The 26,563-nt window shown below is 44.4% G+C and carries 22 protein-coding genes; 14 read left to right on the top strand and 8 right to left on the bottom strand.

Translation table 11 applies throughout. From position 1 onward, the window contains the following. Positions 1–128 precede the first annotated feature (128 nt). On the bottom strand, positions 129–527 hold the full coding sequence (locus ACS8E3_RS02780; RefSeq protein WP_439240998.1) for a hypothetical protein: 399 nt from the start codon (positions 525–527) through the stop codon (positions 129–131). A 290-nt stretch (positions 528–817) separates the two neighbouring features. On the opposite strand from ACS8E3_RS02780, the gene ACS8E3_RS02775 reads away from it, so the two are divergent. The 11 genes from ACS8E3_RS02775 to purF all read left to right on the top strand — a co-directional run bounded on the left by ACS8E3_RS02775 (position 818) and on the right by purF (position 12,193). Beyond that, positions 818–1,477, top strand: coding sequence for an alpha/beta hydrolase (locus tag ACS8E3_RS02775; RefSeq protein ID WP_439240996.1), 660 nt, complete (start codon positions 818–820; stop codon positions 1,475–1,477). Between the two features lie 312 nt (positions 1,478–1,789). Next, complete coding sequence (gene zapE / locus ACS8E3_RS02770) at positions 1,790–2,890, top strand: cell division protein ZapE (protein WP_439240994.1); 1,101 nt, start codon at positions 1,790–1,792, stop codon at positions 2,888–2,890. A gap of 287 nt (positions 2,891–3,177) precedes the next feature. After that, positions 3,178–3,807: a nitroreductase family protein gene (locus ACS8E3_RS02765; protein WP_439241339.1), complete on the top strand. Its 630-nt coding sequence runs from the start codon at positions 3,178–3,180 to the stop codon at positions 3,805–3,807. 144 nt (positions 3,808–3,951) lie between these two features. Continuing rightward, positions 3,952–5,337 carry an NAD(P)H-dependent glycerol-3-phosphate dehydrogenase gene (locus ACS8E3_RS02760; protein WP_439240992.1) on the top strand — a complete coding sequence of 462 codons (1,386 nt, stop codon included), beginning with the start codon at positions 3,952–3,954 and terminating at the stop codon, positions 5,335–5,337. 45 nt (positions 5,338–5,382) lie between these two features. Continuing rightward, positions 5,383–5,868, top strand: a complete 486-nt coding sequence (locus tag ACS8E3_RS02755; RefSeq protein WP_439240990.1) for a SixA phosphatase family protein — start codon at positions 5,383–5,385, stop codon at positions 5,866–5,868. A 70-nt stretch (positions 5,869–5,938) separates the two neighbouring features. Further along, positions 5,939–7,150 (top strand): type II secretion system protein GspL, encoded by a 1,212-nt coding sequence (gspL, locus tag ACS8E3_RS02750; protein WP_439240988.1) that lies wholly within the window; start codon positions 5,939–5,941, stop codon positions 7,148–7,150. Positions 7,151–7,230: 80 nt separating this feature from the next. Beyond that, entirely contained in the window at positions 7,231–7,806 is a 576-nt protein-coding gene (gene gspM / locus ACS8E3_RS02745) for a type II secretion system protein GspM (protein ID WP_439240986.1), read from the top strand. Positions 7,807–7,974: 168 nt separating this feature from the next. Beyond that, the gene (locus ACS8E3_RS02740; protein ID WP_439240984.1) at positions 7,975–8,520 is read left to right on the top strand and encodes a DUF4870 family protein; all 546 of its coding nucleotides are present in this window, start codon (positions 7,975–7,977) and stop codon (positions 8,518–8,520) included. 194 nt (positions 8,521–8,714) lie between these two features. Continuing rightward, the gene (locus tag ACS8E3_RS02735; RefSeq protein WP_439240982.1) at positions 8,715–9,773 is read left to right on the top strand and encodes a quinone-dependent dihydroorotate dehydrogenase; all 1,059 of its coding nucleotides are present in this window, start codon (positions 8,715–8,717) and stop codon (positions 9,771–9,773) included. Positions 9,774–9,911: 138 nt separating this feature from the next. After that, positions 9,912–10,409 carry a CvpA family protein gene (locus ACS8E3_RS02730; protein ID WP_439240980.1) on the top strand — a complete coding sequence of 166 codons (498 nt, stop codon included), beginning with the start codon at positions 9,912–9,914 and terminating at the stop codon, positions 10,407–10,409. A gap of 248 nt (positions 10,410–10,657) precedes the next feature. Further along, positions 10,658–12,193: an amidophosphoribosyltransferase gene (gene purF / locus ACS8E3_RS02725; protein ID WP_439240978.1), complete on the top strand. Its 1,536-nt coding sequence runs from the start codon at positions 10,658–10,660 to the stop codon at positions 12,191–12,193. Between the two features lie 149 nt (positions 12,194–12,342). Here the strand turns inward: purF and ACS8E3_RS02720 are convergent, their stop codons facing one another. The 6 genes from ACS8E3_RS02720 to yajC form a co-directional block, all read right to left on the bottom strand. Beyond that, the gene (locus ACS8E3_RS02720; protein ID WP_439240976.1) at positions 12,343–12,702 is read right to left on the bottom strand and encodes an AzlD domain-containing protein; all 360 of its coding nucleotides are present in this window, start codon (positions 12,700–12,702) and stop codon (positions 12,343–12,345) included. Further along, positions 12,695–13,339 carry an AzlC family ABC transporter permease gene (locus tag ACS8E3_RS02715; protein WP_439241337.1) on the bottom strand — a complete coding sequence of 215 codons (645 nt, stop codon included), beginning with the start codon at positions 13,337–13,339 and terminating at the stop codon, positions 12,695–12,697. Before ACS8E3_RS02715 ends, ACS8E3_RS02720 begins: the two co-directional genes overlap by 8 nt. Positions 13,340–13,541: 202 nt before the next feature. Continuing rightward, positions 13,542–14,972, bottom strand: a complete 1,431-nt coding sequence (locus ACS8E3_RS02710) for an MATE family efflux transporter (protein WP_439240974.1) — start codon at positions 14,970–14,972, stop codon at positions 13,542–13,544. A 299-nt stretch (positions 14,973–15,271) separates the two neighbouring features. Continuing rightward, positions 15,272–16,534, bottom strand: a complete 1,263-nt coding sequence (gene secF / locus ACS8E3_RS02705; RefSeq protein ID WP_439240972.1) for a protein translocase subunit SecF — start codon at positions 16,532–16,534, stop codon at positions 15,272–15,274. A gap of 9 nt (positions 16,535–16,543) precedes the next feature. Further along, on the bottom strand, positions 16,544–18,421 hold the full coding sequence (gene secD, locus ACS8E3_RS02700) for a protein translocase subunit SecD (RefSeq protein ID WP_439240970.1): 1,878 nt from the start codon (positions 18,419–18,421) through the stop codon (positions 16,544–16,546). Between the two features lie 189 nt (positions 18,422–18,610). Further along, on the bottom strand, positions 18,611–18,949 hold the full coding sequence (gene yajC / locus ACS8E3_RS02695; RefSeq protein WP_439240968.1) for a preprotein translocase subunit YajC: 339 nt from the start codon (positions 18,947–18,949) through the stop codon (positions 18,611–18,613). Positions 18,950–19,646: 697 nt separating this feature from the next. Between yajC and ACS8E3_RS02690 the strand changes: the two genes are divergently transcribed. The 3 genes from ACS8E3_RS02690 (at position 19,647) to ACS8E3_RS02680 (ending at position 24,839) form a co-directional block, all read left to right on the top strand. Further along, positions 19,647–20,843, top strand: a complete 1,197-nt coding sequence (locus tag ACS8E3_RS02690; RefSeq protein ID WP_439241335.1) for a CNNM domain-containing protein — start codon at positions 19,647–19,649, stop codon at positions 20,841–20,843. 128 nt (positions 20,844–20,971) lie between these two features. Beyond that, a complete protein-coding gene (locus tag ACS8E3_RS02685; RefSeq protein ID WP_439240966.1) occupies positions 20,972–21,466 on the top strand; it encodes a nuclear transport factor 2 family protein in 495 nt (164 codons plus the stop codon). A gap of 406 nt (positions 21,467–21,872) precedes the next feature. Continuing rightward, the gene (locus ACS8E3_RS02680; protein ID WP_439240964.1) at positions 21,873–24,839 is read left to right on the top strand and encodes a LysM peptidoglycan-binding domain-containing protein; all 2,967 of its coding nucleotides are present in this window, start codon (positions 21,873–21,875) and stop codon (positions 24,837–24,839) included. A 135-nt stretch (positions 24,840–24,974) separates the two neighbouring features. Here ACS8E3_RS02680 and ACS8E3_RS02675 read toward each other — a convergent pair whose 3' ends face one another. After that, positions 24,975–26,174, bottom strand: coding sequence for an MltF family protein (locus ACS8E3_RS02675; protein WP_439240962.1), 1,200 nt, complete (start codon positions 26,172–26,174; stop codon positions 24,975–24,977). Positions 26,175–26,563: the final 389 nt, after the last annotated feature.

Genomic DNA, 26,563 nt, shown 5'->3' with positions numbered 1-26,563 from the left:
ACATTTAAGCCCTCTACTTTACCTTAAAACATAGCGCTAAGCTAAACCAAATTGAGAAAATGGCTCAAGTTTGAAGAGGCAGCTAATGTGTTTAAGGGAGGGATCAAACGCTAAATAAGCTTTGAGCCTTACTGGCAGCGAAAGTTAATCGTATATTCATAGTCATCATCGCGTGACAATTCAGGCGAGCCTGTCCCAAATATAGTTCCTATTACCGCGCCAGCCTGTCCAACCATACGGCCAGTACGCTCATTCAAAATTCCATTATATTTAACGGTGTCTTTGACGACGATGACTTGTTTACTACGACAAGTTTTATTAGCACTAGTGATGGCATTTTGCTGAGCTTGTATCTTTGTTTCGCCAAGTCCAGTGGTCTCATAAGTTGAGTCAGCGCGCTGGATAACTGGAGATGAGGGCGTACTTTGACAAGCGCTCAGCGCCAGTGCTGCTATCAGGGTTGCTGCCAAGCTTATAGGCTTTGTCATGCTATGAGTATTGCTAGGTGCTATATTAAATATTGTCATAAGTTACCTTCCTGTTCATATTGAAAGACGAGTGTTAAGAGACTAGAGTCAAAAGCCGAGCATCTCTAAAAGCTCAAAAAGTTACTAGTCGTTATTGACGCTATATATTTAACCCATTTGTCGCCTTAACGTCTAGGGGCTTACTGTATGTACTTACTTGCTGTCAGTGCCAAGGCCGAGTATTAAGCCGGCCATGATTTAGTGGCAGCAGGATTAAAACAGCAAATCACTTGAAATATAGCAGATTTCTAGCATAATTGACCTCACTCTCTTAACTGATCGTTACTATTATGCCCTTAATTCCTGCTCCTGCTGGTGTGCTAGAAGTTGATGCGCTTTGGCAACAAGACAATCCTTGCAACCCTAATACCGATACTGTAGCGCTATTATGTCATCCGAACCCGTTATTTGAGGGCACGATGAATAATAAAGTAGTCACTACCATGTACCGATTTGCCCGCGACAACGGCATGCACGTAGTACGTTTCAACTTTCGCGGGGTGGGGCAATCGACAGGAGAACATGACTATGCTGAAGGTGAAGTTGTCGATGCCATGACCGTGTTACAATGGTTAGCAGGACAGACCGATGCCCGCAAGCTGTGGCTAGGAGGCTTCTCTTTTGGCGGGTATGTGATTGCTCGTACCGCTGAGCAAGTCTTAGTGTCGCCGCACGTCTGGGGGTTAAGCGATTTTGAGATTGCGAATGTCGCGCTCATCTCGCCTTCAATCGAAAAAAACGATAGTGAGCATATTGCTTTGCCGATTGAGAAAACGTTTGAGATTTATGGCGATGCTGATGAGGTCATCTCACCTGATAACATGCAAGCTTTTGCTGAGCGTTTAGGGATTGATGTCAGTGTAATCGAAGGCGCGGGGCATTTTTTCCACGGGCGTTTAACAGAGCTAAAAAAGCTATTAGAGCAGCATAGTTTCGGTTCTGACAGCTAGCTGAGTGCTTACAAAGCGTAGGTACTACTTACAAAGTGCAGGTGCTATATAATAGCTATAGAATAGTAGACCTAGAGCACGTTATAGTATTCGTATAGCTAGAATAATAATTATTGCTTTATATAAGTTGCAATATAGTCGTAAACATTTAGCCGTGTTGGTCTAGAGGGTAGGGTTGGTATAGCAAGCACAACTGCTTCAGCACACCTTACTTTGACGAGTCTATCCTTATTGTCTCAGTGTAAAAGACATAAGTTAGTAAGAATAGACGGCCAAAACACTTTTTTACTTTTGTTAAATATGAGTCGTATTATGAGATTATCTCCATTACAGCGCTACGAGCAAGCCATCAGCTCTGAAGACTTTACCCGAGATGAACAACAATATATAGCAATGAGCTATCTTGATGATCTTTATCATCAGCTTAATAATACGGTCGAAGAAAAAAAGGGCATTTTTGGGTTTTTTAAATCTAAACCTGCCGCGCCAAAAGGCCTATATATGTGGGGCGGCGTCGGCCGCGGCAAAACCTGGATGATGGATATGTTTTATGATTCGCTGACCATAGAGCGTAAGATGCGCCAGCATTTTCATCATTTCATGCAGCGAGTGCACAAAGAGCTTAACCAGCTCCAAGGCCAAAGCGATCCTTTAGAAAAAGTAGCCGATATTATCTATGACGAAGCCGTGATTATCTGCTTCGATGAGTTTTTTGTCTCTAACGTCTCAGACGCGATGATATTAGGCGACTTGTTTACGATGCTTTTCAATCGCGGCGTCACTTTGGTTGCTACCTCAAATATTGAGCCGGCAGGACTGTACAAAGATGGCCTGCATCGTGACCGCTTTATGCCAGCTATCAAAGAGGTTGAGACGCATACTACGGTGATGAATATCGACTCCGGTATCGATTATCGTTTGCGTGTCTTGCAGCAAGCAGAGCTATACAAATCACCTATGACGCGTGAAAACCATAATTGGCTTGCCAACCGTTTTGCTAGTCTATCGAACAATCTTAAAATCAGTAGCGAGCCTATCACCGTCAATGGCCGCGAGATTAAGATTAATGCCCGCACCGAAGATATCTTGTTTTGCGACTTTCGCCACTTATGTATGCAGCCGCGCTCCGCTGCTGATTTTATTGAAATTGCCAATCGTTTCAGCACCGTTCTGATTAATGCTGTCCCGGCGTTAGATGATGACCTGCGTGACCCGACCCGCCGCTTTATCTACTTAGTCGATGAGTTTTATGATCGTAGGGTTAAACTTTTGGTACGTGCTGAGCAGTCTATCCTGGATCTCTATCAAGGAGAGAAACTAGCCTTTGAGATTGAGCGTACTCGTTCACGCTTGCTTGAGATGCAATCAGAGGACTATCTAAAAATGAAGCATCGACTTGATGATGCCGCATAAGCATTTTATAGGTTTAAGTGCCTTACAAGCTTAAGCACCTTAAAAATCAAAGGATAATAGTGTAAAACTTCTCGATAAAATGATAACGGTAAAAGAGCTATTTATACCCATAAAAGCAATAATAATCATAATAGCCGACTACTATAAAAGGATGACAAATGAGTACGCCAAGAGAGCGCTTAATCACCGAGGAAGATGAACAGAGCGTAGCAACCAAAGAAACTTCTAATCATGAGAGTGACAGTCTTGAAACTAACCTTCGTGAAAATAGTAATGATCAAAGCGATATGGAAGGCAAACAGTTGCTAGATGAGACAGCACTTTCGGAGAGTATGATGCTCAGCGATGAGCAGTTGATAGAGTGGATTAAGTCCAGGCGCACCATTGGCAATCTACAAGAGCCGGCGCCTACTCACGAACAAATCAGAGCAGCGATTGGCTGCGCGGCAACAGCACCCGACCACAAAAAACTGCGGCCTTGGCGTTTTATCGTGAGCGAAGGTGAAGCGCGTCAGCAGCTAGGACAAGCATTACTTGAGGCAGCAGAAGCGCAGGCGGCGAGAGCAGGCGTGACGCTATCGGATAAGACCCGAATAAAGACCGCCAATCTGCCAATGCGAGCGCCAGTGATTATTACGGTCGTCACCAAGATGCAAGAGCATAAAAAAGTTCCGCCCTTTGAGCAGATGCTTAGTGCTGGGTCAGCGGTGCAAAACCTACTATTAGCGTTGATGGCCCAAGGCTTCGGCACCGTATGGCGCACGGGTCTGCTATGTAACGAGCCTGCGGTTAAAGCTTATTTTGATGTTGCTGATGATGACTATGTGGTCGCCTTTATTTATACTGGCACGAGTCCAAAAGCAAAACCTCGCAGAAAACCTATGGACATAGAGCCGCTGCTGCGTTTTGAGTCTTAAAGACTTATTGCGGCTAAGAGTAATGATAGTTGCCCTAGATTTGCGCCAAAAGATTTGCGCCAAAACATTTTTGATGAAGAAGTATAAAGTGCATGATAGCTACTCGATTCATCCTTTAAGCACTGACAATATGGATATAAGTATATGACAAGCTCCTCAGATACAGATAGGCAAGATAAAAATGCTGATAACGCAGAGCTCGAAAATAATCAAGCTAAAGAAACTGCAGGCCGCGACAATCTTAAAAATAACGACAATAGCAATGAAAACAAACCTACTGGCCTGATAGCTAGTATCCTTGATCGAGCTACTAAATCAGGATTTGGTCGCAAAAAATTAAACCCTAATAAAGTTGAGGCGGCGGTAGCCAAACAAATGGATCAAATACATAAAAACCCAGAAAAGATACGTCTGACAGTATTGGGCGGCGGTAGTTTCGGTACCGCAATGGCAAACCTAGCAGCGCGAAACGGCTGTGACACCACACTTTGGGTACGTAATAAGCGCACCGTCAAGTCTATGGCAAAAACGCAGATGAATAAAAAGTATCTGCCCGGGTATAAGCTAGACAATCGCTTAAAGTATAGCTACGACTTAGAAGCTGCGGTGAAAAATAAAGATATTATCTTTTTAGCAGTACCCAGCTCAGCCTTTCGCGAGACTCTCAAGAACATCAAACCATTTATCAGTGGCCAATCGATTGTTTCGCTTACGAAGGGCATGGAAAAAGACACCTTTGCAATGATGAGCGATATCATTAAAGATGAGTTGCCGGAGGTGAACTTTGGGGTAATGTCAGGGCCAAACTTGGCGGTTGAAATCATGAAAAATATGCCGTCAGCGACGGTGATCGCCAGTGAGTCAGAGCCGCTACGGCATGCCGTACAAGCGGCGTTACACAGCGCTTTTTTCCGAGTATTTGCTAGTGATGATATTCGTGGTGTTGAGCTTGGCGGCGCGCTTAAGAATATTTATGCTATCGCTATGGGCATGGCCGCTGCCTACGATGTTGGTGAAAATACCAAAGCGATGCTTTTGACGCGCTCACTGGCTGAGATGAGCCGCTTTGGCGTAGAAGAAGGCGCGAATCCGCTTACTTTCTTAGGTTTATCTGGCGTAGGCGACCTTTATGCTACTTGTAATTCAGAGCTGAGTCGAAACTTTCGAATTGGCAACATGCTCGGACGCGGTATGAATATCGATGCGGCGGTCAAAAAGTTAGGGCAAACCGCTGAAGGGGTCAATACTATTCAGCAAGTACACGAAAAAGCCAGTAAGCAAGGTATCTATATGCCCATCACGCATGCTCTGCACGCTGTCATCTACGAAGACAAGGCGGCGTTAGGAGTCGCGCTACATTTGATGGAAGCAGGCTTTCGCAGTGATGTAGAGTTTGTCATGCCGCATGACCATAGTAATGCGTCGCTTACCGCGCAGATGAATGCTGCTAGCAGTACTAACGACAGTGGCGAGGATAGTCGCGACAACAGCATTGACAACAATGACAGTAATAACGACAAAAATAAATAATTATTATTAAAAGTAAATCAAATAATGATTAGCAAAGGGAGTGCTATGAAGATTATACTTATGCGCCATGGACAAGCTGAAGACTATCCGCATCCAAGCAGTACTCATCCAGAGGATAATCGATCCGACAGCACTCGGCAGTTGACCGAATACGGTCGTCAGCAAGCAGCGCAGACGGCTGATTATATTATGGAACATTATCGTCCTGACTATTTTGTGGTCAGTCCGTACGATAGGGCGCAGCAGACGCTAGCTGAGCTCCAAGCGCGTGCGACCGATGTGCCAGCTAGTATACAAGATAATATTACGCCCTCAGACGATGCTCATGCAGCACTGATAGAACTTGGACATATTGAAGCAAACTGTCTGGTAGTAGTTTGTCATATGTCTATTATAGCTCATATTGCCAGCTTACTAACCGGCGCTAGCCCTGAGGCGTTTTCATTAGCTGAAGCGCGAGTGTTTGAGATGGAGTTTGTGATGTCAGGAATGGCCAAAGAGAGTGACCGTTTTGTGCCTATGCAGCTTTAGTCAGCACTAATAAATCATGCCTTCTCAAAAATAGTCAACTTCAACCGCTAAATATCAAAGGACACCTCTATTGTTACATGTTTGGTTAAGAGAGCAGCATAGCCCACTCGCAGTTTGGCAAGCAGAGGCTAAGCAGTGGCAGCTAGTAGATAACTGGCAGCAGCTGCAAGAGCGTTATAACAGCTATAAAGGTGGTAACGCCAAGCGGTTATGTCTGTATTTTCCTTCTAGACATGTGCTACAAGTGGATACTGAGCTAAGTGCTAATCAGCTTAAGCAGTTAGGCGATACTGGCAAGCAGTACTTATTTGAAGAGACCTCAATCACACCAGTCGAGCAGCTGATGGTGCGTCAGCAAAGTTACGCGAGTCATCATCATCTCTATGCGCTAGCGAAAGAAGATATTGACTCATGGCAACAAAGCGCGATACTGGCAGGGTTTAGTATTGGCGCGCTGCTGCCTGATTTTTTGTTGTTACCGGTTCCAGAGGAAGGTGCAGGTCAGCAGGTAGTGCTGTATGAAGATAAACACACCACTTTACTGCGTCAGTCGTTGCAGCAGGGCATGGCAGTCAGCTACCTGCCACTGATGGTTGAGCGCTTGCCTCATCTCAGTGAGCTATGCCTAGTAAGCGCTGTCGATGACTCTGTAGCGAGTATAGAGTTGTCACAATTCGCCGCCCAGCAATTACTATTAACTCAGATTGCTGCTCAGCCTGAGCCCGTCGATATACCCGATCGTCACGCTTTGAACTTTTTTATAAAAACCTCAGACACTAAACTATCCCCTTATTTACGGGTGGCTGCTATGGTGGCGCTATCAGCACTGGTATTACAAATGGCTGCAGATGGTTTACAAGCCTATCGCTATAACCAAGCAAGTGTGGCAACCCAAAGCGCTATCGGCAAACAATTTCAGTCTTGGTTTCCAGAAGATCGCCTTAATTCGCGTACGCTACTACAGACGCAAATGGAAGCAAAATTGCGCAGAGATAGCCAAGCTCAGTCTTCCCACATAGCAACTCTAGCGCGTATATCGCCTCTCATTAAACAGTCTTCATTAACTGCGCAAAGCCTAGTTATGCAGCCAAGCTCTCTTAGTTTTACGCTTATTGCGCCGAATCGCAATAGCCTTGATGAGTTTGCTAATACGCTAGTCACTCAAGGAATAGCGGCCAGCTTGCAAAGCGTCAATGGCAATGAGCAAGGCGAGTTCAGTGGCCAGATAATGGTAAATATAGGGGATAATAACGTTGAAACTGGCAAATTATCAGCCTCTTAATCTAGTTGTTCAGTGCCATACGATATGTCATTTTTAATTATTTATAACTTATTATCATTTAGGTAAAATAAGGTTCAGTGATGAATAGACCGCATCGCCGTAATAGCACTAACTCTTCAAATGCTTCAAATATGGCGACTAGCAGTAGTGGCTCTAGTCATACTTTTTCTGAGCGTTTAAGTCGCTACCAATCGATATTATGGACACGCTGGCAAGCGCTTTCTCCACGCGACCAGTTGGCTTTAGGAATCTTGTCGCTATTTTTATTGCTGTTTATTGGCGGTTATGGCGGCTATAGTGTCAATCAAGCTGCGAAAGATAGTAAGGCGCAGTACCAGCGGCAAGTGGCTGATTATTTTTGGTTGCGCGCGCAAGCGAGCAATATCGACAACAACGCGCTCAATGCTAATACTGATGGCGCGATAGTTGCCCCTGCGACGACGGTCAGTTCTCTGTTAACCAATGCGGGTATTGCTAATGCTCAGGTTGCTGCGGTTGGCGATACGGTGCAATTAAGCTTTACCAACCCGAGCCAAGCGCTTGTCAGTAGCGCGCTTGGTAAGCTTAGTGAGCAAGGTTGGCAGTTCACTCAGCTCGAGATGCAGCAAGATATCAATACCAAGCAAATTCAAGTACAAGCCACGCTTGCTTCTTAACGGTTAGGTTGGCCTGCAATCTTGAAAATCGTTTTAATAGCCGCAATATCAGATAGGTAGGCGCTACTGAGTATTCAAGCTTTATTATTAAAGCTATAACTTGGTTTTATGATTATGCGCCTTAATTTTTTGTCATCATTACGGTCAAGCGTGATAGGGATACTTATTATGACCTCACCTTCTAATCCTAATTCTGATAACTCTGATGATTTTGCATCTCAGCCAACCTTAGAGAAGTCAGGGTCTCGCTTTGAAAATAACATTGATGCTGAAGAGACCCATGACCTCACACGCTCAAGACAAAATACTACTCTCAATGATAAGCAGCAGCGCTCGTTAATCACTTATAATCATCTCACCTATCTACTTTATGTCATCAGTTATCTAACGGCAGGGCTGCTATGGATTGTGCCTATTGCTATGAATTATGCTAAGCGTCACGATGCTGATGGCACTTGGCTGGCCACGCATTTTGATTGGCAAATCAAGACTTTTTGGTATAGTATCGTCTGGTTCGTTATCGGTCTTATCATAACGCTAATGGCAGTTGGCGGCTTAGGTATCAGTGTGCTAGCCGAAAGCAATAACCTAGCTATTGGCTCAGGGTTATTTACCGGGTTAGGAATCTTGATTATCTTATTTACGATCATTTGGCATTTATATAGAATTGCTCGTGGCTGGATAGCTTTGAGCGATAAGCGGCCAGTGCCTTGATGGCTGCTGTGTTTGATAAGTAATGTTGAATAACGCTCAGTCTATCTAACTATCAAGTCGTCAGTAGCTACAAATTTATAGAATAATATTTAGGGTTATTTTGGCTAAGCCTAAAGCAAGCTGATATAATCGCAGCGCTCTACGGCAAGCATTTTGCCTTTTTATTCACTCTTTGATCAGGGTTTATTGTCACTATGTCCTACGCCTTACTTCGTCCGTTTTTGTTTAAGATGGATCCTGAGCGCGCTCATGATATGACGCTGTCTTTATTAGACAAAGCGCACAAAGCTCGCACCTTAGGCTTAGTTTATGGTCAGCCGATGCAGCCCACCACTTGTATGGGTCTACAATTTGCCAACCCAGTAGGACTAGCCGCAGGTTTGGATAAAAATGGCGATTATATCGACGCTTTAGCCGAATTAGGTTTTGGTTTTATTGAAGTTGGCACGGTGACGCCGCGTCCGCAAGAGGGTAATGACAAACCGCGCTTGTTTCGGCTCAGACAGGCTGATGCTATTATCAACCGTATGGGGTTTAACAACCAAGGCGTGGATTATTTAATTGATAATGTCAAACGCTGCAAGTATAAAGGCAATATCGGTATCAATATCGGTAAAAATGCTAGCACGCCTGTTGAGCAAGCCGCTGATGATTATGTGTATTGCTTAGAGCGCGTCTATCCCTATGCTTCTTATATTACTGTCAATATTTCCTCACCTAATACCGCCAATCTGCGCGATTTACAAAGCGGTGAAGCGTTGACCCAGCTACTAGATACTATCAAAAATCGTCATAGCCAACTGGCTACTGAATACGGCTTTTATGTGCCGTTAGTGCTAAAAGTCGCTCCTGATCTGGAGCCGCCGCAAGTCGATTATATCTCGCAGCAGCTTATAGATTTTGATATTGATGGCTTGATTGCGACTAATACCACCTTGAGCCGAGTCGGGGTAGAGGACTTGCGCGATGGCGATCAAGCGGGCGGGTTATCTGGTCGTCCGGTGAGTCATACGAGTACCCAAATCTTACAGCAATTCTCTGATCAGCTAGAGGATAAGGTTGCACTGATTGGCGTTGGCGGTATCGATAGTGGTGATAAAGCAGTCAAAAAGATCAAAGCTGGCGCTGAACTAGTGCAACTTTATACTGGCCTTATCTATCGCGGACCAGGATTAGTACAGTCTTGTATTCAAGCTATCGGTGGTTATTACGATACTATTTATGATACTCCCTATCATACTACGCAAGAGTGATTAGTAGGGTCTGTTGCACATCCGGCCTTGGTACTGATAGAGGCTAACCGTTTATCTATGTATTTGACTGATATACTTAGCGATAGATATGGATAAAAATACTTTTATACCTTTCCCTAAACGAATGAGGCAGTAGAGATGAGTGGTCTAGATATTATCATTGCTATCGTAGTACTCATTGGTCTATGGCGCGGCTTTCAGGTAGGTTTGATCAAAACGGCGGTGGGATTAATGGGCTGGTTTGTCGCTCTGATTGCCGCCACTCGACTAGCAACGTCAATTGCTCCGCAGTTATCAAGTCTAGTTGAAAATCCGGTACTGCAGACCGCTTTGGCTTTTTTGATAGTAGTGATCGTCATTTTAGCTATTATGCATGCACTAGCGTTTATCTTCTCAAGCGCGCTTAAAACATTAAATCTTAGCGTGCTCGATAAGATGGCAGGTGGCGTATTAGGAGCGGCCAAGAACGTCTTGATGGTCTTAGTAGTACTCAGTATCAGTGCGCCTTTATTGGTACAGTTGCCGCAGTGGCAGACCTCAGTACTCGCTCCTGAGCTGATGCCCTATGCTCCAATGGGCAAAGAGCTGGCTACCGACATGCTAGGCGTGGCTTGGGGCCAGATTAACCAATCTTAGTAAATTTATATTAGCTGCAGATCAAGTTCATTTTTAATCTCATTATTCTCTACTCATGGTTAGAGAATACGGTGCTATTTAGTCTTCAGCATAGTGATTTTATGGAATTAAACTAAAACATATCTTACGAACTTGCGTTATTACGGTAAGATTCACTCTTTAATTTTAGACGTTTCAACATCATATAGCCGTTGCATTATTTCTAAATTTTCTCGTTACTAATCTTTGCTCTAAAATAGGACATAACTATGTGTGGAGTCGTTGGGGTTGCAGCTCATGAGCCCGTTAACCAAATTCTTTATGATGGCTTGACTATGCTTCAGCATCGTGGTCAGGATGCAGCAGGTATCGTCACTTTACAAGATGGGCGTTTATTTTTGCGTAAAGAAAATGGCATGGTGCGCGATGTGTTTATGAACCGTCATATGATCAAGTTGGTTGGCGAATATGGTATCGGTCACGTACGCTATCCGACAGCCGGAACTTCTAGCAGCGCTGAGGCGCAGCCCTTCTATGTCAACTCACCTTACGGTATTACGCTTGCGCATAATGGTAATTTGACGAACGCTGAGAGCCTGGCGAAAGAGCTGTATAAAGAGGACCGTCGCCATTTAAATACTGACTCAGACTCTGAGGTTCTATTAAACGTACTTGCGCATGAGATGCAAAACTTAGGCAAAAATCATCCTAGCGCTGATGATATATTTGAGGCAGTAAAAGCGGTCTATAAGCGTTGTGAAGGGGCTTACGGCGTGGTGGCTTTGATTACCGGTCATGGCTTATTAGCCTTTCGTGATCCTAACGGTATCCGTCCGCTGGTGTTCGGTGAACGCTTGGCCGCTAACGGCGGTACAGAATATATGGTGGCCTCAGAGTCAGTAGCTCTAACAGGCTCAGGGTTTACGATCATTCGTGATGTGAAACCAGGCGAGGCGATTTTTATCGATTTAGATCATAATCTGCACACCCATCAGTGCGTTGAGCAACAAGAATATACGCCTTGTATCTTCGAGTACGTCTATTTTGCGCGTCCCGATTCAATTATGGATAATATCTCAGTCTATAAGTCGCGTCTGCGTATGGGCGAAAAACTAGGCGATAAAATTCTGGCTGAGTGGGGCGAAGATCATGATATCGATGTAGTCATTCCTATTCCTGATACTTCGCGTACCTCAGCGATGGAACTGGCGCTGAAGATGAATATTAAATACCGTGAAGGCTTTATGAAAAACCGTTACATCGGTCGCACTTTTATTATGCCAGGTCAACAGCAACGCAAAAAATCAGTACGGCAAAAGCTCAGTGCCGTGCCGTTAGAGTTTAAAGGTAAAAACGTGTTATTGGTGGATGACTCTATCGTGCGCGGTACCACTTGTCATGAAATCATTCAAATGGCGCGTGACGCTGGCGCGCGTAAAGTTTTCTTCGCTAGCGCCGCGCCGCCGGTGAAATATCCCAATGTCTACGGTATCGATATGCCAGTGCGTAGTGAGCTTATCGCCTCTGGTCATAGCGTGGAAGAAGTACGCAAAATTATCGGCGCGGATCGTCTAATATTCCAAGATTTAGATGACTTGATTGATGCGGTAAAAGATACTAAGCACAGTAAGGTGGAAGGCTTTGATTGTGCAGTATTCAATGGCTGTTATATCACCGGACAAATTAACGAAGCTTATCTTGATCATCTGCAGGCTCAGCGTAATGATACCGCGAAGACTGGTAAGAAAGGCGTACAAATTGTCGCTGATACACCAGTCGATATGATGGGTATTGAGGAGATATAATCCTTATGTTTATATCATAGTCAATGCTTGTCGTACTCAAAAAAAGCGAGCTTCTCTACTTAAATTGGAGAAGCTCGTTTTTTTATGGTGATATTTAATTGCTTGATGTTTGAGTATCCGCTTTTAAGGACGCTGTTAATGAGTAGCGTTCAAATCAAGAACTGAGCAAACACCCACAGAAAACCATTTAGAGCTGCTATACCGACTATCATACTTACTAGCAGCTGTTTACTGAAATGATAAATTAAAAATACCAGGGCTAATGCGCCAATCTGAGCTAACAACAGTTGCACTTCAGGACTGGCTAAACTGTGACTCAGCGACAAGTCTTGATAAGCTAAACTAGTCAAAATAAGCAGCACCATCACCGATAAGGGTAAGCTCTCATTAAGCCTGTGTAGCCAAGGCGTATCTAGGATTTTTTTAGGAATTAAAGCGGGGACAGCTCGGGTAATAAAAGTCACGGCTGCCATAGCGAGAGTGGCTATGATTAGATATTGGCTAGTCATCAGAGCTCTCTCCCAATACATGGTACTGCAACCAAAAACCTCGCGCTAAGATAAGTAGCATACAAAAGCTAATAGCGACTAATAACAGCCAATCATTGGTGAATAAGGAAGCCAATACAAGACCAATAACCGCTATAACGATAGGAAAGAGCCGCTTAACATTTTGAAACTGCTCGTAGGCCAAAATCGCAAATAAACAAACTAAGGCAAAGTCTAAATGCGGCACTAAATCATTAAGAGCGCTACCTATAATTACCCCAATGAGAGACGCTAGTACCCACCAGCTTTGATTAAATAGACTGATAGGCAGAATTAACGCTTGGCGTTCCTCGACGGGTAAGCTCGTCATTACCGAAAAGGTCTCATCGGTCAGCGCGAATAAGCAATACGTCTTAGCAAGCTTTTGGGTGGGCATCGTTTGCAACAGCGGCATAGCATAGAAGACATGACGCAAGTTGATCGCGGCAATGTTGGTTGCGATACTACCCACAGGCAGACCAGCGCTTAGCATGGGCAAGCAAGCATACTGCGCCGCGCCTGCATAAAGAAATAAGCTAAGCATCAAAGTCGCCCAAATAGGAATGCCAGCCACTTGTGCGAGGACGCCAAAGGCAATACCAGCAGGCAAATAGCCCATTGCCACAGCCAAGCTTTTCTTGAAGCCATCTGCCCACCGGTAGGAGACTTGTGTTTGTTGTTTGGAATAAGAAGCTGTCACGTTAGGTCCTAAGTTTTTCAATATTTTTATATATTAGATGCGGCCTGTATTTACAAGGTTTAGTGCTTTTAGTAACGTTACATTTGCGGCTACAACTCTATTTTTTAGCTTATTCTAATTTTTAATTAGGTTGCAGCTGCTCATAATTGCCTGTCCGATAAGCACGATATAAAAACCCACCGAGAATGACCAAGCGCAGTGCTAATAAACACCAAACACTGAGCCAAATACCGGTCATATCATAGCGCTGATAGAGTAGCCAGCTGATAGGGAAGAAGACTACTGCTAAGAGTAGGGATGCATTACGAATCACGCTACCCGCAGTTAAACCAAAAAATATACCATCGAGCCAATAAGCACCTACGCCTATCAGCGGCAGTAGTATCGCATAGTTCTGATACTGGCGGGTGAGTGTGAGTACCGGTTCGATATTGGTCATCGTCTGTAGATAAGTGGGCATGGCCAGTAACCAAAGCAGGCTGAGCAAGAGTGCCAAAGCGTAGCTGACGATACCTGTCCGCTTGACAATAATAGCAAAGCGTCGCCAATCGCGTCGTCCGGCGGCTTGTCCGGCGAGTGTTTCTGCAGACACAGCTACGCCATCTAAAGCAAAGGCTGAAATACTGAGAACTTGTAGAAGAATAGCGTTAGCGGCCAAAACAAGGTCGCCACTTTGCGCTGATAGCCGAGTCACCCAAGCAAAGCTCAAAGTCAAAATAAGCGTACGAATAAAGATATCTTTATTTAAAGAAAATAGCCTAAGCATTTTCGAGCGAGTAAAATGCTCTGCATCGGTAGTGAATAATGCATGCCATGACAGCTGCAAATGCTGACGACTCAGCCAAAGCGCTAATACTACCCCTGACCAAAAAGCGATGGTTGTCCCTAACGCGACACCGGCTAATCCTAGACCCATACCATAGACAAAGAATAGCGTCAGTATAATGTTTAATAGCGCAATAAAGCCTTGCTGATAGAGCATGTAACGCGTCTTGCCTTGCCCTGCGAACCAGCCAATAAAAGCAAAATTCATCAGCTCAGCAATGACTCCCCAAAAGCGTACGTCTAAATAAGTTTTGGCAGCGATCTCGCTCGCTGGGTTAGCCGATAACGCTCGTAGACCATACTCGATGAGCCAAGGTTTCGCTAATAATAATAGCGCTCCGATAATAAAAGCTAATACCAAAGCTCGCTGTAAAATAGACAATAAGGCCGAAGCCATTTGCTTCGAGCTTGAGCTATTATTTAAGCTATTAGCTGTTGCGCCGCTAGATGAGTTACTAGTACTGAGCTGACCCAAAGCTTGAGCCGATAGGCCAGAGGAGGCGTATTGTAAAAAGTTAAAACTAACTAATAATAAAGATAATAGCTGTATCGCAAGCCCCATACCGGCAAGATTTGCCGCCTCATTCATATTACCAACGACTGCAGTATCGATGAGGCTTTGTAGCGGCATAGCCAAGTTGGCCAACATCACAGGCACGGCGATAGAGATGATATGCCGATAGCGGGTATCGATAGGTTGTGTCGTTGCTGCTGAGGTTATGGTCATATCATATCACTACTTTTTAGATGTTTTATTTTTTGAGTAATCAAGAACCATACAAAAATAAAAGCACCCAACACTCATCAGTAATGAGTCAGGTGCTTTTATAAAAACCGTCTAGCTGCTAATTATTGTTGATCATTAGCAGCTAAAAAAAATGGCAAGAGTCAATCCACTATAAAAAATACAGTGCTACTGGGATGAATGTTGTGCAGCCTCTAGGAACACAGCACGCAAATAAAATTTATACCAGTAGCACGCTGTCGTAGCTGTAAAATTTTGATTAAGGATTCATTATACAAAAGTTATTCAAACATTTTTGGATCATTGAAGCTGACGATTTCTTCTTCAAATTCAGGTTTTACTTTTACCACAAAATCATCGCGCGACAGACCCATGGCTAGTGGAATAGAGCTGGCGATATAAGTAGAAGAATAAGTACCAGCAAGCAGACCGATAAATAACGCCACTGAGAACCAGTATAAGCCATCACCGCCTAAGAACATCATAGCCAGCACCACTAGTAACACTGTTGAGATGGTCATGATCGTACGGCGCAAGGTCTCTGTTAATGACAAGTCGATAGTCTGACGCGGAGTGATACCGCGAACCCGGCGGAAATTCTCCCGGATACGGTCATAAACAACGATAGTATCATTCAGTGAGTAACCGATCAGCGCGAGTACCGCTGCCAACACTGTCAGATCAAATGGGAAACCAAAGAGCGCAAAGACCCCGATAGTAACAATAGCATCATGAAATAACGATAATACTGCGCCTAATGATAGCTTAAACTGAAAGCGTAGCGCGACGTAACCTAGCATACTGACTAAAGCTAAGGCCAGCGCCATGACTGAGTTGAGATAGACTTCATTACCCACTTGGCTACCGATAATATTGACATTACTAATGCTAGCCGGATTATTAGGTAAGTCCAATGCGGTGTCTAGGCTAGTATTGAGACCATCGATATTATCAGATTGCGGCGGCAACCGTACTAGCAGCTCTTTGTTAGTACCTAAGTACTGAACGACAGCGTCATCGAAACCGTTATCGGCCAAAGCCTCAACCACAGCTACCTGCTCGACGGATTGCTCGTAGCTGACATCAGCTGAGACCCCGCCGGTGAAATCAAGTCCTAGGTTCAAGCCATTAACGGCAATGGCAATAATACTAGCGATAACCATAAAGATAGAGAGTAAGCCCATAGGCTTTTCTAACTTCATAAAAGGAATAATGCGCTGATTGCCAATGGCTTTTATGCCGCCTTCAGCTAGTGCTGCAGCGTCGTCAGCGGCATCGCCTTCAAATCGACTAGGATCTAAAGCATTGGCAGGCTCTAGTGCTTGTGAGTCTTTAGCGCTGTCACGCTTACTCCCTTTGGACGTTTTATTTAAGGTATTGGTTTGAGTATTGCTACCTTTACCATCACGGCGCGGCTTATTACGGCGGCGACGCTTGTTGCCTTTTTGATTGTTATCTGAGCCACTGCTACCTGACTGATTGCCTGAGCTATTTGAGGTTGGCAGGTTGTCTTTATTGTTCGGATTATTCTGATCGATCGCCATAGTAGTCTCCTAACCGATGCTCAAACGTTTAATAGATTTGCGCTTACCGTAAGCGATTTGTACTAGCGCTCGCGTCACCAAAATAGCGGTGAACAGTGAGCTGACAATACCAATCGCTAAAGTAATAGCAAAGCCTTTGATCGGACCGGTACCGATAGCGAATAAGATAAAAGCCACCAACAGCGTGGTAATGTTGGCATCAAAAATACTACTAAAAGCACGATCAAAGCCAGCCACGATAGCGGTTTTTGGCCTTACTCCATTTGCTAATTCCTCGCGTATACGTTCAAATATCAGTACGTTGGCATCGACCGCCATACCGATAGTCAAGACGATACCCGCAATACCGGGTAGGGTCAGCGACGAGCCTAATATTGACATAATAGAGATAATGATAATTACGTTAATAGCCAAAGCGACGTTAGCAATTATACCGAACAAACGATAGAAAATAATCATAAAGACGAATACTAATAGATAGCCAACTTGCGTTGAGAACAGACCTTTATCGATATTTTCTTGACCGAGTGAGGGGCCAATAGTACGCTCTTCTACAAAATACATCGGCGCAGCTAGAGCACCTGAGCGTAGCAGTAGAGCAAGCTCAGCAGCTTCAGCGCTACTATCTAAGCCTGTAATACGGAACGACGAGCCAAGTACCGCTTGAATATTGGCACGATTAATCACTTTAGTTTCAGCGTATGGTGTACGAACTTCAGTCGTCTCCCCAGTCGCCGGATCTTCTTCATAAGTGATGCGCTGTTTATTTTCAATAAACAGCACCGCCATTTGCTCGCCAACTGAGGTGCGAGTGGCGTTTTGCATGAGTCTACCGCCAGCACTATCTAAGGTAATGTTTACCTCAGGCGTGCCGCTCTCATCGACGCCTGTCTGCGCATTAGTGACTTTGTCACCGGTGACAATAGCTTGACGCTCTAAGAGTACTGGTGGGCCATCTAGCGATTGAAAAGGGAAGGCTTCAGTGCCAGCAGGAGGAATGCCGCCGGTATAATTTTCGGCATCTTTAGCGACCATGCGAAACTCAAGGTTTGCGGTACGACCGAGTACCCGTTTGGCTTCAGCTGTATCTTGTACGCCCGGTAACTCCACTACGATGCGGCTAGCGCCTTGCGACTGTACTAATGCCTCCGCTACCCCAAGCTCAGCAATCCGGTTACGCAAAGTCGTTAAGTTTTGATTGACGGCATAACTGTTAATCTCATCGACCATCGCATCGTTATAGGACATAACCAGCGCAGGACCCTGATCGTCGATAGTCGACTGTAGCGTAAAGTCATTACCCATGGACGCTTGTAAAATATTCTGTGCGCGCCCGCGGGCTTCGGTGTCAGAGAAGTGTAGAACGATGCTTTGACCTTCGGTCTTGATACCGGTTACTGCGACTCGTTCAGCACGCAAATCTCGGCGCACATCACGGCTGGCGCTGCTAAGACGCTGCTCTAGTGCCTTATCCATATCCACTTCTAGCACGAAGCGTACCCCGCCGCGAAGATCCAAACCAAGCTTCATAGGCTTAGCACCAATATCGCGTAACCATTGCGGCGTCGTTTGTGCTAAGTTCAGCGCGACGACGTAATCATCGCCCAAGTTTTGGCGTAAGACTTCCTGAGCTTTTAGCTGCGCATCTGGAGTATCTAAGCGTACTAAGGCGCTGTTGCCCTCAAAGCTACCATCGTGAAAGTCGATATTGGCTTCGTTAAGCAGACGTTCAGACTCGGTTAACACTCCCTCAGACAGCTGAGTACCTGCCGCAGCACTTGTAATCTGCACCGCAGGCTCATCAGGATAAAGGTTAGGAGCCGCGTAAAGACCTGCCACGATAAGCACGACAATGATAACTAGGTATTTCCATGCGGGATATTGCATAATGACTTCTTTATATTGATAAAAGACTGGTGATGCAGACCATAAGTGTGTAGATAACAGGGTAGCTAATAGCCAAAAATGACCGTAATCAGTGAACGGTCATTACAATATAAGTGACTACAAAAACCGATTATAATCTATCAAGAACTATAATCTAGCTTATATTATCAAGCAGCACCGAGCTGAGACTTAAACGCTCTCAATAGTGCCTGCAGGAAGTACTGAGATCACAGATGCACGCTGCACTTTTACATCGGTGTTATTGTTTAAACTCACAACGGCGTAGTCGCCTTCGATTTGCTTGATGCGGCCCATCAAGCCACCGGCGAATATAACTTCGCTGCCTACCGTTAGCGAGCTGACCATAGCGCGATGCTCTTTGGTACGCTTAGACTGCGGACGAATAACCAAAAAATAAAAGATGGCAAAAAAAGCGACGGGCAATAATAACTGACCAAATAGTGACGCACCACCGACGGCGCTACCAGCTGCTTCAGCGGCATGGGCTGACTGGATAAAAAAGCTCATAATTTCTCTCAATAAGTGATGTACAATAATAAAATTAGACGCATAGTAACAAAAAATCTGAGACTTAGTAACTGTTAATCATAGCATGAGCGTATTTTTCTTAGACTGATAACGGGCGTAGCGCTTGTGAAAGCGACTAGAACAGTGAGTATCAGCGCAGATAAGTGCTTCTAAATGCTAGTTTTAGACCTAAATTGAGACTAGACATAAACAGCGCAAAGTAGGTTAGGGTTCGTATAATTATAAACCGCATACTAGAAATATAATATAAATACAGTATAAAAACTAAGTTACCCAACTTAATAAATTACTCAGCTCAATAAATACGGCTACAAGTGTCAGTATACCGATAAAAATGCTGCCAGGTCTGCTAAATTCAAGGCTGTATCGTCCGTAGCTCTATCGCGATCGCGTGAAGACAAAATATTGTGAAACCCGAGTATCAATGATAATATCGAATGCTTATAAAAGTGTTGGCTTTATAGCGGCGCTTTATTTTTTCGCTTTACCCTTTCTTAAATCATTATTTAGGTTACCCGACTTGCTGCTTACCTCTTTGGTTACTTCTCGTTTATATCGTTCGCGCGCTTGTCGTCAACAAGCTTCAGCGGAGCCTCCCCCTATAAAAAATTCAAGCTGTTATAAATGGTTGCTATCGGTTTGTACTGCTATATTATTTAGTAGTTTATTGCTTTTGCTGCCGACTTCTGTACTAGCAGCGAGCTCAGCTGCAGCGGTAGACGTCGCAGCACAAGCGACTACGAGCAGTGTGCTACTACTAGTGCTATTTGTATTGCTAGCGATTGGTATCTCGTTTGTCTGCTCCCTTGCAGAGTCAGCACTACTGACTATGACTCCTTCTTATATCGCTGATGTACAAGAGACGAACCCTAACAAAGCTTTGATGCTTAAACGACTTAAAGTCGATAATATTGATCAGTCGCTTGCGGCTATCTTAACTTTGAATACGGTAGCGCATACGGTTGGGTCTATCGGCGCCGGCGCGCAAGCGACAATCGTTTTTGGTAGCGCTTGGTTTGGCGTGTTCTCAGCATTTATGACGTTGGCTATTTTATTCTTATCTGAGATTATTCCCAAAACGCTAGGAACGGTTTATTGGCGTCAGCTCAGTGGTATGGTTGCTTATTTTGTTCGCGGTATTATTGTGCTTTTATATCCGCTGATATGGGTATCAGAGCGCCTCACTAAACTGCTGGTAAGAAGCAAAGAGAGCGATGTCTTTAGTCGCCGTGAGTTTGCCGCACTTGCAAGCATAGGTGAGGAAGCCGGTCAGATTGACCCGCTAGAATCTCGTATTATTCGTAATCTTCTAGCATTTGGCGCCATAAAAGTCGAAGATATTATGACTCCGCGCTCAGTGATGCTAGCTTTTGAACAAAACAAAACCGTTACTGAGCTGCTAGCGGATCGGCCCAAACTGACTTTTTCACGGCTGCCTATTTATGATGGCGACTTGGATAATATTACCGGTTTTGTGCTAAAAACAGATATATTATTAGCAAAAGTTAATCATGCTACCCATAAGCCTTTAACTCAGTTTCAACGAGAAATAACCTTTGTTTTCTCCAAGATGAAATTGTTTGACTTACTGGAGCTGATGCTAAAAAATCGAATTCATATTGCTATTACCGTCGGTGAGTACGGTGAAGTCAAGGGACTAGTGACTTTAGAAGATGTGTTTGAGACCTTATTAGGCCTTGAGATTGTCGATGAGATCGACCGAGTCGAGGATATGCAAGCATTAGCTCGGCAAATGATGGATCGCCGCGTTGAACGTTTAGGAATGAAGCTCAGTGACGACGAGCATGAGAATTATTCTGGAGCGGGTGAGTATCATAATACTGACAAAAGTACTGACAAATCTAAGCCCTAGTGATTCAAATAGGGGTGATAGGCAAGATAGGCTAGCGCTTTAGACATGCAATTATCACACAGGGTGTTACATGACTGTGAGAAATTAGTGATAGGCTAAAACTTTCAAGATAACCGCTGAGGATGAAGATGAAACGATTAAGCAGTAAGGGTCTACTGGCTTTATTGATTAAGAGTGCAAGTGTTACTACCATTACGGCTCTAGCTAGTATGGTCGCTATTAGTGCACAAGCCGCTACGATGAGTCAAAGCTTAGTACAAAACTATGCCAGCTCTATGAAGACTGCGGCTAATAACAAAAATATTAGCCAAGTGTCGCGTTTGGTGTCTGACGATGCGCTTATCTCTTTATCCAGAAAAGGTAAATCAACCAGCCTTGATAAAGATGCATATCTAAAATTATTACAAAACAGTTGGAACCAGACCTCTAACTACCGCTACGACATTAATATCGATAATATTGTCATTACCGGAGACCAAGCCAAAGCCAATGTCAACACTACGGAGAGCTGGGTTAAGGATGGCAATAATGTCTCATTCGTGACTACCTCAAGGGTGACGTTAACCTTATCAACGGGCAATGCTGTACTATTAAGAGCAGTATCACAAGTGACTATTAATTAATAAGTCGTAACTAATTAGTCATGACGAATAAGCTGTAACTGCTGAACGATAAGTCGTGAATGATAACTAATGAATTGATATGATTTATTGAATCATTTGCTAAAGCTTTCGATACGGTTACTAAGGTATAAAACGCCACTTTAAACTTATCGAAGTAAGCGAAAAGACACATGACAGTTATACGCTTAGCCAGCAATTATCTGTGCGATAGTTATGGTTTTTGTCTTATGTTGCGTACTATACTATCTGCTAAAAGCTAACTTTGTTAAAAGCTATACTATGCTTTATTAGAGCTTACTCTTATCTAAGTCTTGAGGATTCATCTTAAGTCAGCTTTTTTTATCTATTCTCAATTTTATCTATTCTCAATTTTATCTATTCTTGTTGCTAGGAAGCCGCCATTATCATGTCTATTGTGCCGTCAAACTCCCGTTCGTTCATCGCATTGCCCTTGACTCTTGCCGTGTCAGCTCTACTTATTAGTGCCTGTAGTAACACCTCAGCAGTAAAAAACACGGGCGCTAAAAACCAAACCCCTGTCGTTGTTAAACGGCCAACTGTGGCGTCGAAAACAACAGCTAGCGATGATTATTCAACGGCTTATTTGGATGCCGAAAGCTTAGATGAGCTGGCAGATCTATTAGAAGCCAGCGACATGACTATGGTTGAGGGTAATAAACTTGCTATTCAACAGTACGGTGATTTGTGGAACCGTCTGCGCGCCGGTTATCGCATGAATGCTGGACGCCCTATCTATAATCAACGCATTGAAGGGCAGAAAGGCTGGTTTACGAGTAGACAAGACTACTTAAACCGTTTGACCGCGCGCGCCAGTCGCTATTTATATCATACGGTGCGCGAGGCGGAGCGTCGCAACATTCCTACCGAGTTGGCATTGTTGCCAGTTATCGAGAGCTCGTATGATCCTAGTGGTACTAGTAGTGCCGCCGCCGCAGGCTTATGGCAGTTTATCCCAAGTACGGGCCGTATCTATGGCCTGAACCAAAGCAGTACTTATGACGGTCGCCGTGATGTTATCGAATCGACGCGGGCTGCTTATGACTTTTTGACCGCGCTGCATAATCAGTTCGGTAGTTGGGAGCTAGCTTTGGCGGCTTATAACGCAGGTCCTGGACGCGTACAAAAAGCCATTGATGCCAATGCTGCACAGGGATTACCAACAGATTATTGGTCACTAAGATTACCGACTGAGACGATGAACTATGTGCCGCGGTTCTTAGCAGTCGCTGAAATCGTCGCAAATCCATCACAGTTTGGGGTTTATCTGCCTGCCATCGCTAATCGTCAGCATTTTCGCAGTGTTCCTGCCAACTATGGCGTCAGTTTGGCTGAAGTCTCACAAATCACTGGTGTCAGCTACGATGAGCTTGAAAGATTAAACACCGCACTTACTTCTGGCCGTATTGATGGCTCAGGCCCACAGCGAGTCATTATCCCTAACGATGTCGATGTCAATATCGACGCAAAACTAAGTGCACTACGAGGTAATGGCAGTAGTAATGTCATAGCTTCAAGTACCGCTGCTACGCCAAGTACCTCAGGATCGACTATTTATAACAGCAAGCCTTATAGCAGCGGATCACTGCCTTCAACGGGAGGCGGACTGGCTGAATATGCTGCTAGCGCCAGCGTACCGCAGCAAACGACCAGTTATATCTCGCCGGCTGCTACGCCTTCGAGTAGCTCAGTATACAGCAGTACTAGCAATACCAGAACTGAGCCGCCAATCACTAGCAGTGAAACCCAAAAAATCAACGCCGAGCTAAAAAGCAGCAACAGCTTACCGACGACTTCAGCGCAGATAACAAGTAACAATACTATCGTGCAAGAGCCGCCGCTTAGCCAAGAAGAGCGCGACTTTATTGCCAAGCAGATTCAATTACAAACCCCAGATCAGCGTGAGGTGGTCAGCGCGGTTGATGGTAATATTAAACTGTCTGCCGTACAGACTCAGCAATCTGTGTTAGAGGCTAGTGGTAAAGAGAAACGGCTTAGTTTTGCAACCAGCGCTAACAGTAAAGCAAAGCCACAAGGCAAACGTAGCACTTATACCGTAAAACGTGGTGATACCTTGTCTAATATTGCAAGCCGTGCAGGGGTGAGCTGGCGTGATATTGCCGAGTGGAATCAAATAGACTCTAAGGCTAACTTACTCTCTGGCAGTACTCTATACTTATATAATGCCAAACCTATCGAGCCTTTAAGCAGTGTTAATACGCCAGCTCAACCTGAAAGTTATGTGGTGCAAGGCGGCGATACACTGATAGGTACAGCGAATCGCTTTGGCTTATCAGTCACTCAGTTAGCGACTTATAATAATCTAAGTAGCCGCGCTGATTTGCTGCGGGGTCAAAAGCTTTGGTTAGTACCAGGTAAAGTAACCGCGCCTGCTGTTACTCCTGCTGCTCCTTCACGTAACCGGGCAAAATCGACTACCGAGACCAAGAGCTATAGAGTTAAATCAGGCGACGGGCTTATAGCACTTGCTAAGCAGTTTGGTATCTCAACTCAAGCTTTAGCTGATCTCAATGGTCTAGGCAGTACAGATTCGCTATATGTGGGTCAAACGTTAAAGATACCGGCAGACGCGGATACGACAGCGCCAAGTAGTAGTACCGCTAGTGCTAGCAGCTCGGTGGCAACCAGTAATTATAAGGTAAAATCTGGGGAGACGCTCATAGGTATTGCTAATAGTTTGGGTGTTAGTGCGGCGCAAGTAGCAGCCGTTAACAGTAGCTTTGATGAAAGAGCTCGATTGCAACGCGGTCAAACTATTAAAGTACCAGTAACAGCATCACAAGTGGATAATAAGCTCAATGATAAACCTATTAGCTATAAGATTCGCTCGGGTGATACCTTAATTGGCGTAGCCAACCGCTATAAAATTGGCGTTAGTGATTTGGCCGCCGCCAATAATTTAAGCACCACCTCAAACCTTATATTAGGGCGCAGTTTGACGATTCCAGCTGCGGGCAGTCGCTCTAATACTACGACAAGCGCTGCTAGTAGCGTTTCATCGACTAGTAAGGCCAGTACGGGTAAAAGTCTGAATAATACTGAGAACTACAAAGTACAATCAGGCGATGGCTTGATAGCTTTGGCAGCACGCTTTGGGGTACCAGTTGCCGATCTCGCTGCTACCAATAACTTAGCCACAAACGCGCAACTGCAGCGCGGGCAGACGATTAAAGTGCCAAAGATGACTGTTAGCTACACCGTGGGTTCTGGTGATAGTTTGATTGGACTGGCGCGTAAATATGGCGTCTCTACCAAAGAGCTGGCTGATATGAATAATATCGCCCCTGATACGATGCTACAACGTGGTCAGCGTCTAACCGTACCTAATCACTAGTCGTGCCTCAAGTTGGTTCTATATTAATGAGCTCATTAATATAGAATAAAAAAAGCTGCTCTTAATAATAAGAGCAGCTTTTTATTGCTAAATACTTTTTATAAAGTAAGCTTTATAAATTAAGCATCCTATCTATTACACGCTATAGGTCTTGATCGTTTCAAGATAACTTCTGATATTACTGACATAATGCATGGCTTGACCGTAACGGCTGTTGGAAGCTCTGTTATCTGATAAGTAGGCATATACGTTTGCCCAGCTTTTATCATCGATACCTTGCTCACGCAGCTTACGCTGAATACGTTTGACTGCATTAGGCCCCATATTGTAGCCGGCAAGCGCAAACCAGATCCGATCTGATTCTGGTACATCAGCAAAGTCAGCTTTTACTTGCTCTAAGTAGCGAGCGCCGCCGCCAATGCTTTGATACGGATCGACGCGATCAGAGACGCCCATAGCTTTTGCGGTGCTATTGGTCAGCATCATGATACCGCGTACTCCAGTGGGGGAGACGGCGTTAGCATCTAGATGTGACTCTTGATAGCCCATCGCTACTAGTAGCTCCCAGTCATGATTATAGTTCTGTGCTTGCTGCTCGAACTGAGTCTGATAATCAGGTAGCTTCTCCGTCAAGGTCTGCTGGAAGTGATTTTGACTATAAGCGTCTTTGAGCAGTTTTTGGTTATAAAAAGCGGCGAGTTTCTGTGTGTTATTGATCTTGATATTATCACACAGATAACTACTAGCCGTTTGTGATAACAAATCACTAGCATCGTTGAACGTCCAGCTTACCTTTGGATTTAGACCGTTATTAGTCAAGCTAGTATCATAACCACAGCTTAGATTCACTGAAGCAAGATTAAGCTGATTGGTTAGCTGAGTACTAGCGGTAGTCAAGGCCATATCGGCCTCACCATTCTTTAATGCCGCAAGCGCCGTCTCTTCTGTCGCATAAGCTTTTAGATCGACAGTGACGCCAAGCTCGTCAGCATAACTGCGGACCAGATCATAACCAAAACCATGCTGAAAACCATCAGTAGCAAAGTAGGTGCTATCCCCAGGTACAGCGGCTATGGTTAAAGTTTTATCTAGCATGACCTGATCATAGGTCGGTACTGGCACCTCCATAGTAGTAAGGCTTCTAGCGGGTAAAGACAATAACGCAATACTAGATACTTGAGCGATTTTTTTGGATTTGGCAAAACGAGTTACTTTAGCCGATGGAACGATCTTACTTTTGGTGCTAAGTGTACGGCTAGCTGGACGTAATATATATGAAATACGACGTCTAGCACCTTGCGCGGATACTTTTACACGATAAGTAATACGCTGCATGGATGTCTCCTAATTGTAGCCATCCTACTTACCCTTAGACTGAAATATATACTCAAACCTTCGTCTTCGTATAAATTTAGGTCTTCAACACTTTTAAACTCATCGCTAAGGCAATAGCTTAATTATAGTAGTCTAATAAGCAAAGTGTCACTTGGCACCTCTATAAGATAGTCGACTGAACGAGCTTGTCAAACCTGCTGGTTAGAGCAGCACTATCGATAGCCTCTAACATCCATAAGCTTAAGGACGCAATAGGATTAATGAAGAGAGTAACTAGGTATAGTTTCTTCACTAGACGTTAGGACTATAAGGTACTAAGGTAAGGCCATGAAAAAGTTATTGCATAAAAGCAGAAGCAATAGACCTGATCAAAGGTAAGATAGTAAACA

The organism is Psychrobacter sp. 2Y5 (assembly GCF_051847375.1).
In the GTDB taxonomy this organism is placed as follows: Bacteria; Pseudomonadota; Gammaproteobacteria; order Pseudomonadales; family Moraxellaceae; genus Psychrobacter.
Note: the sequence above shows the minus strand (reverse complement) of the source record. Positions and strands in the feature narration are given on the sequence as shown.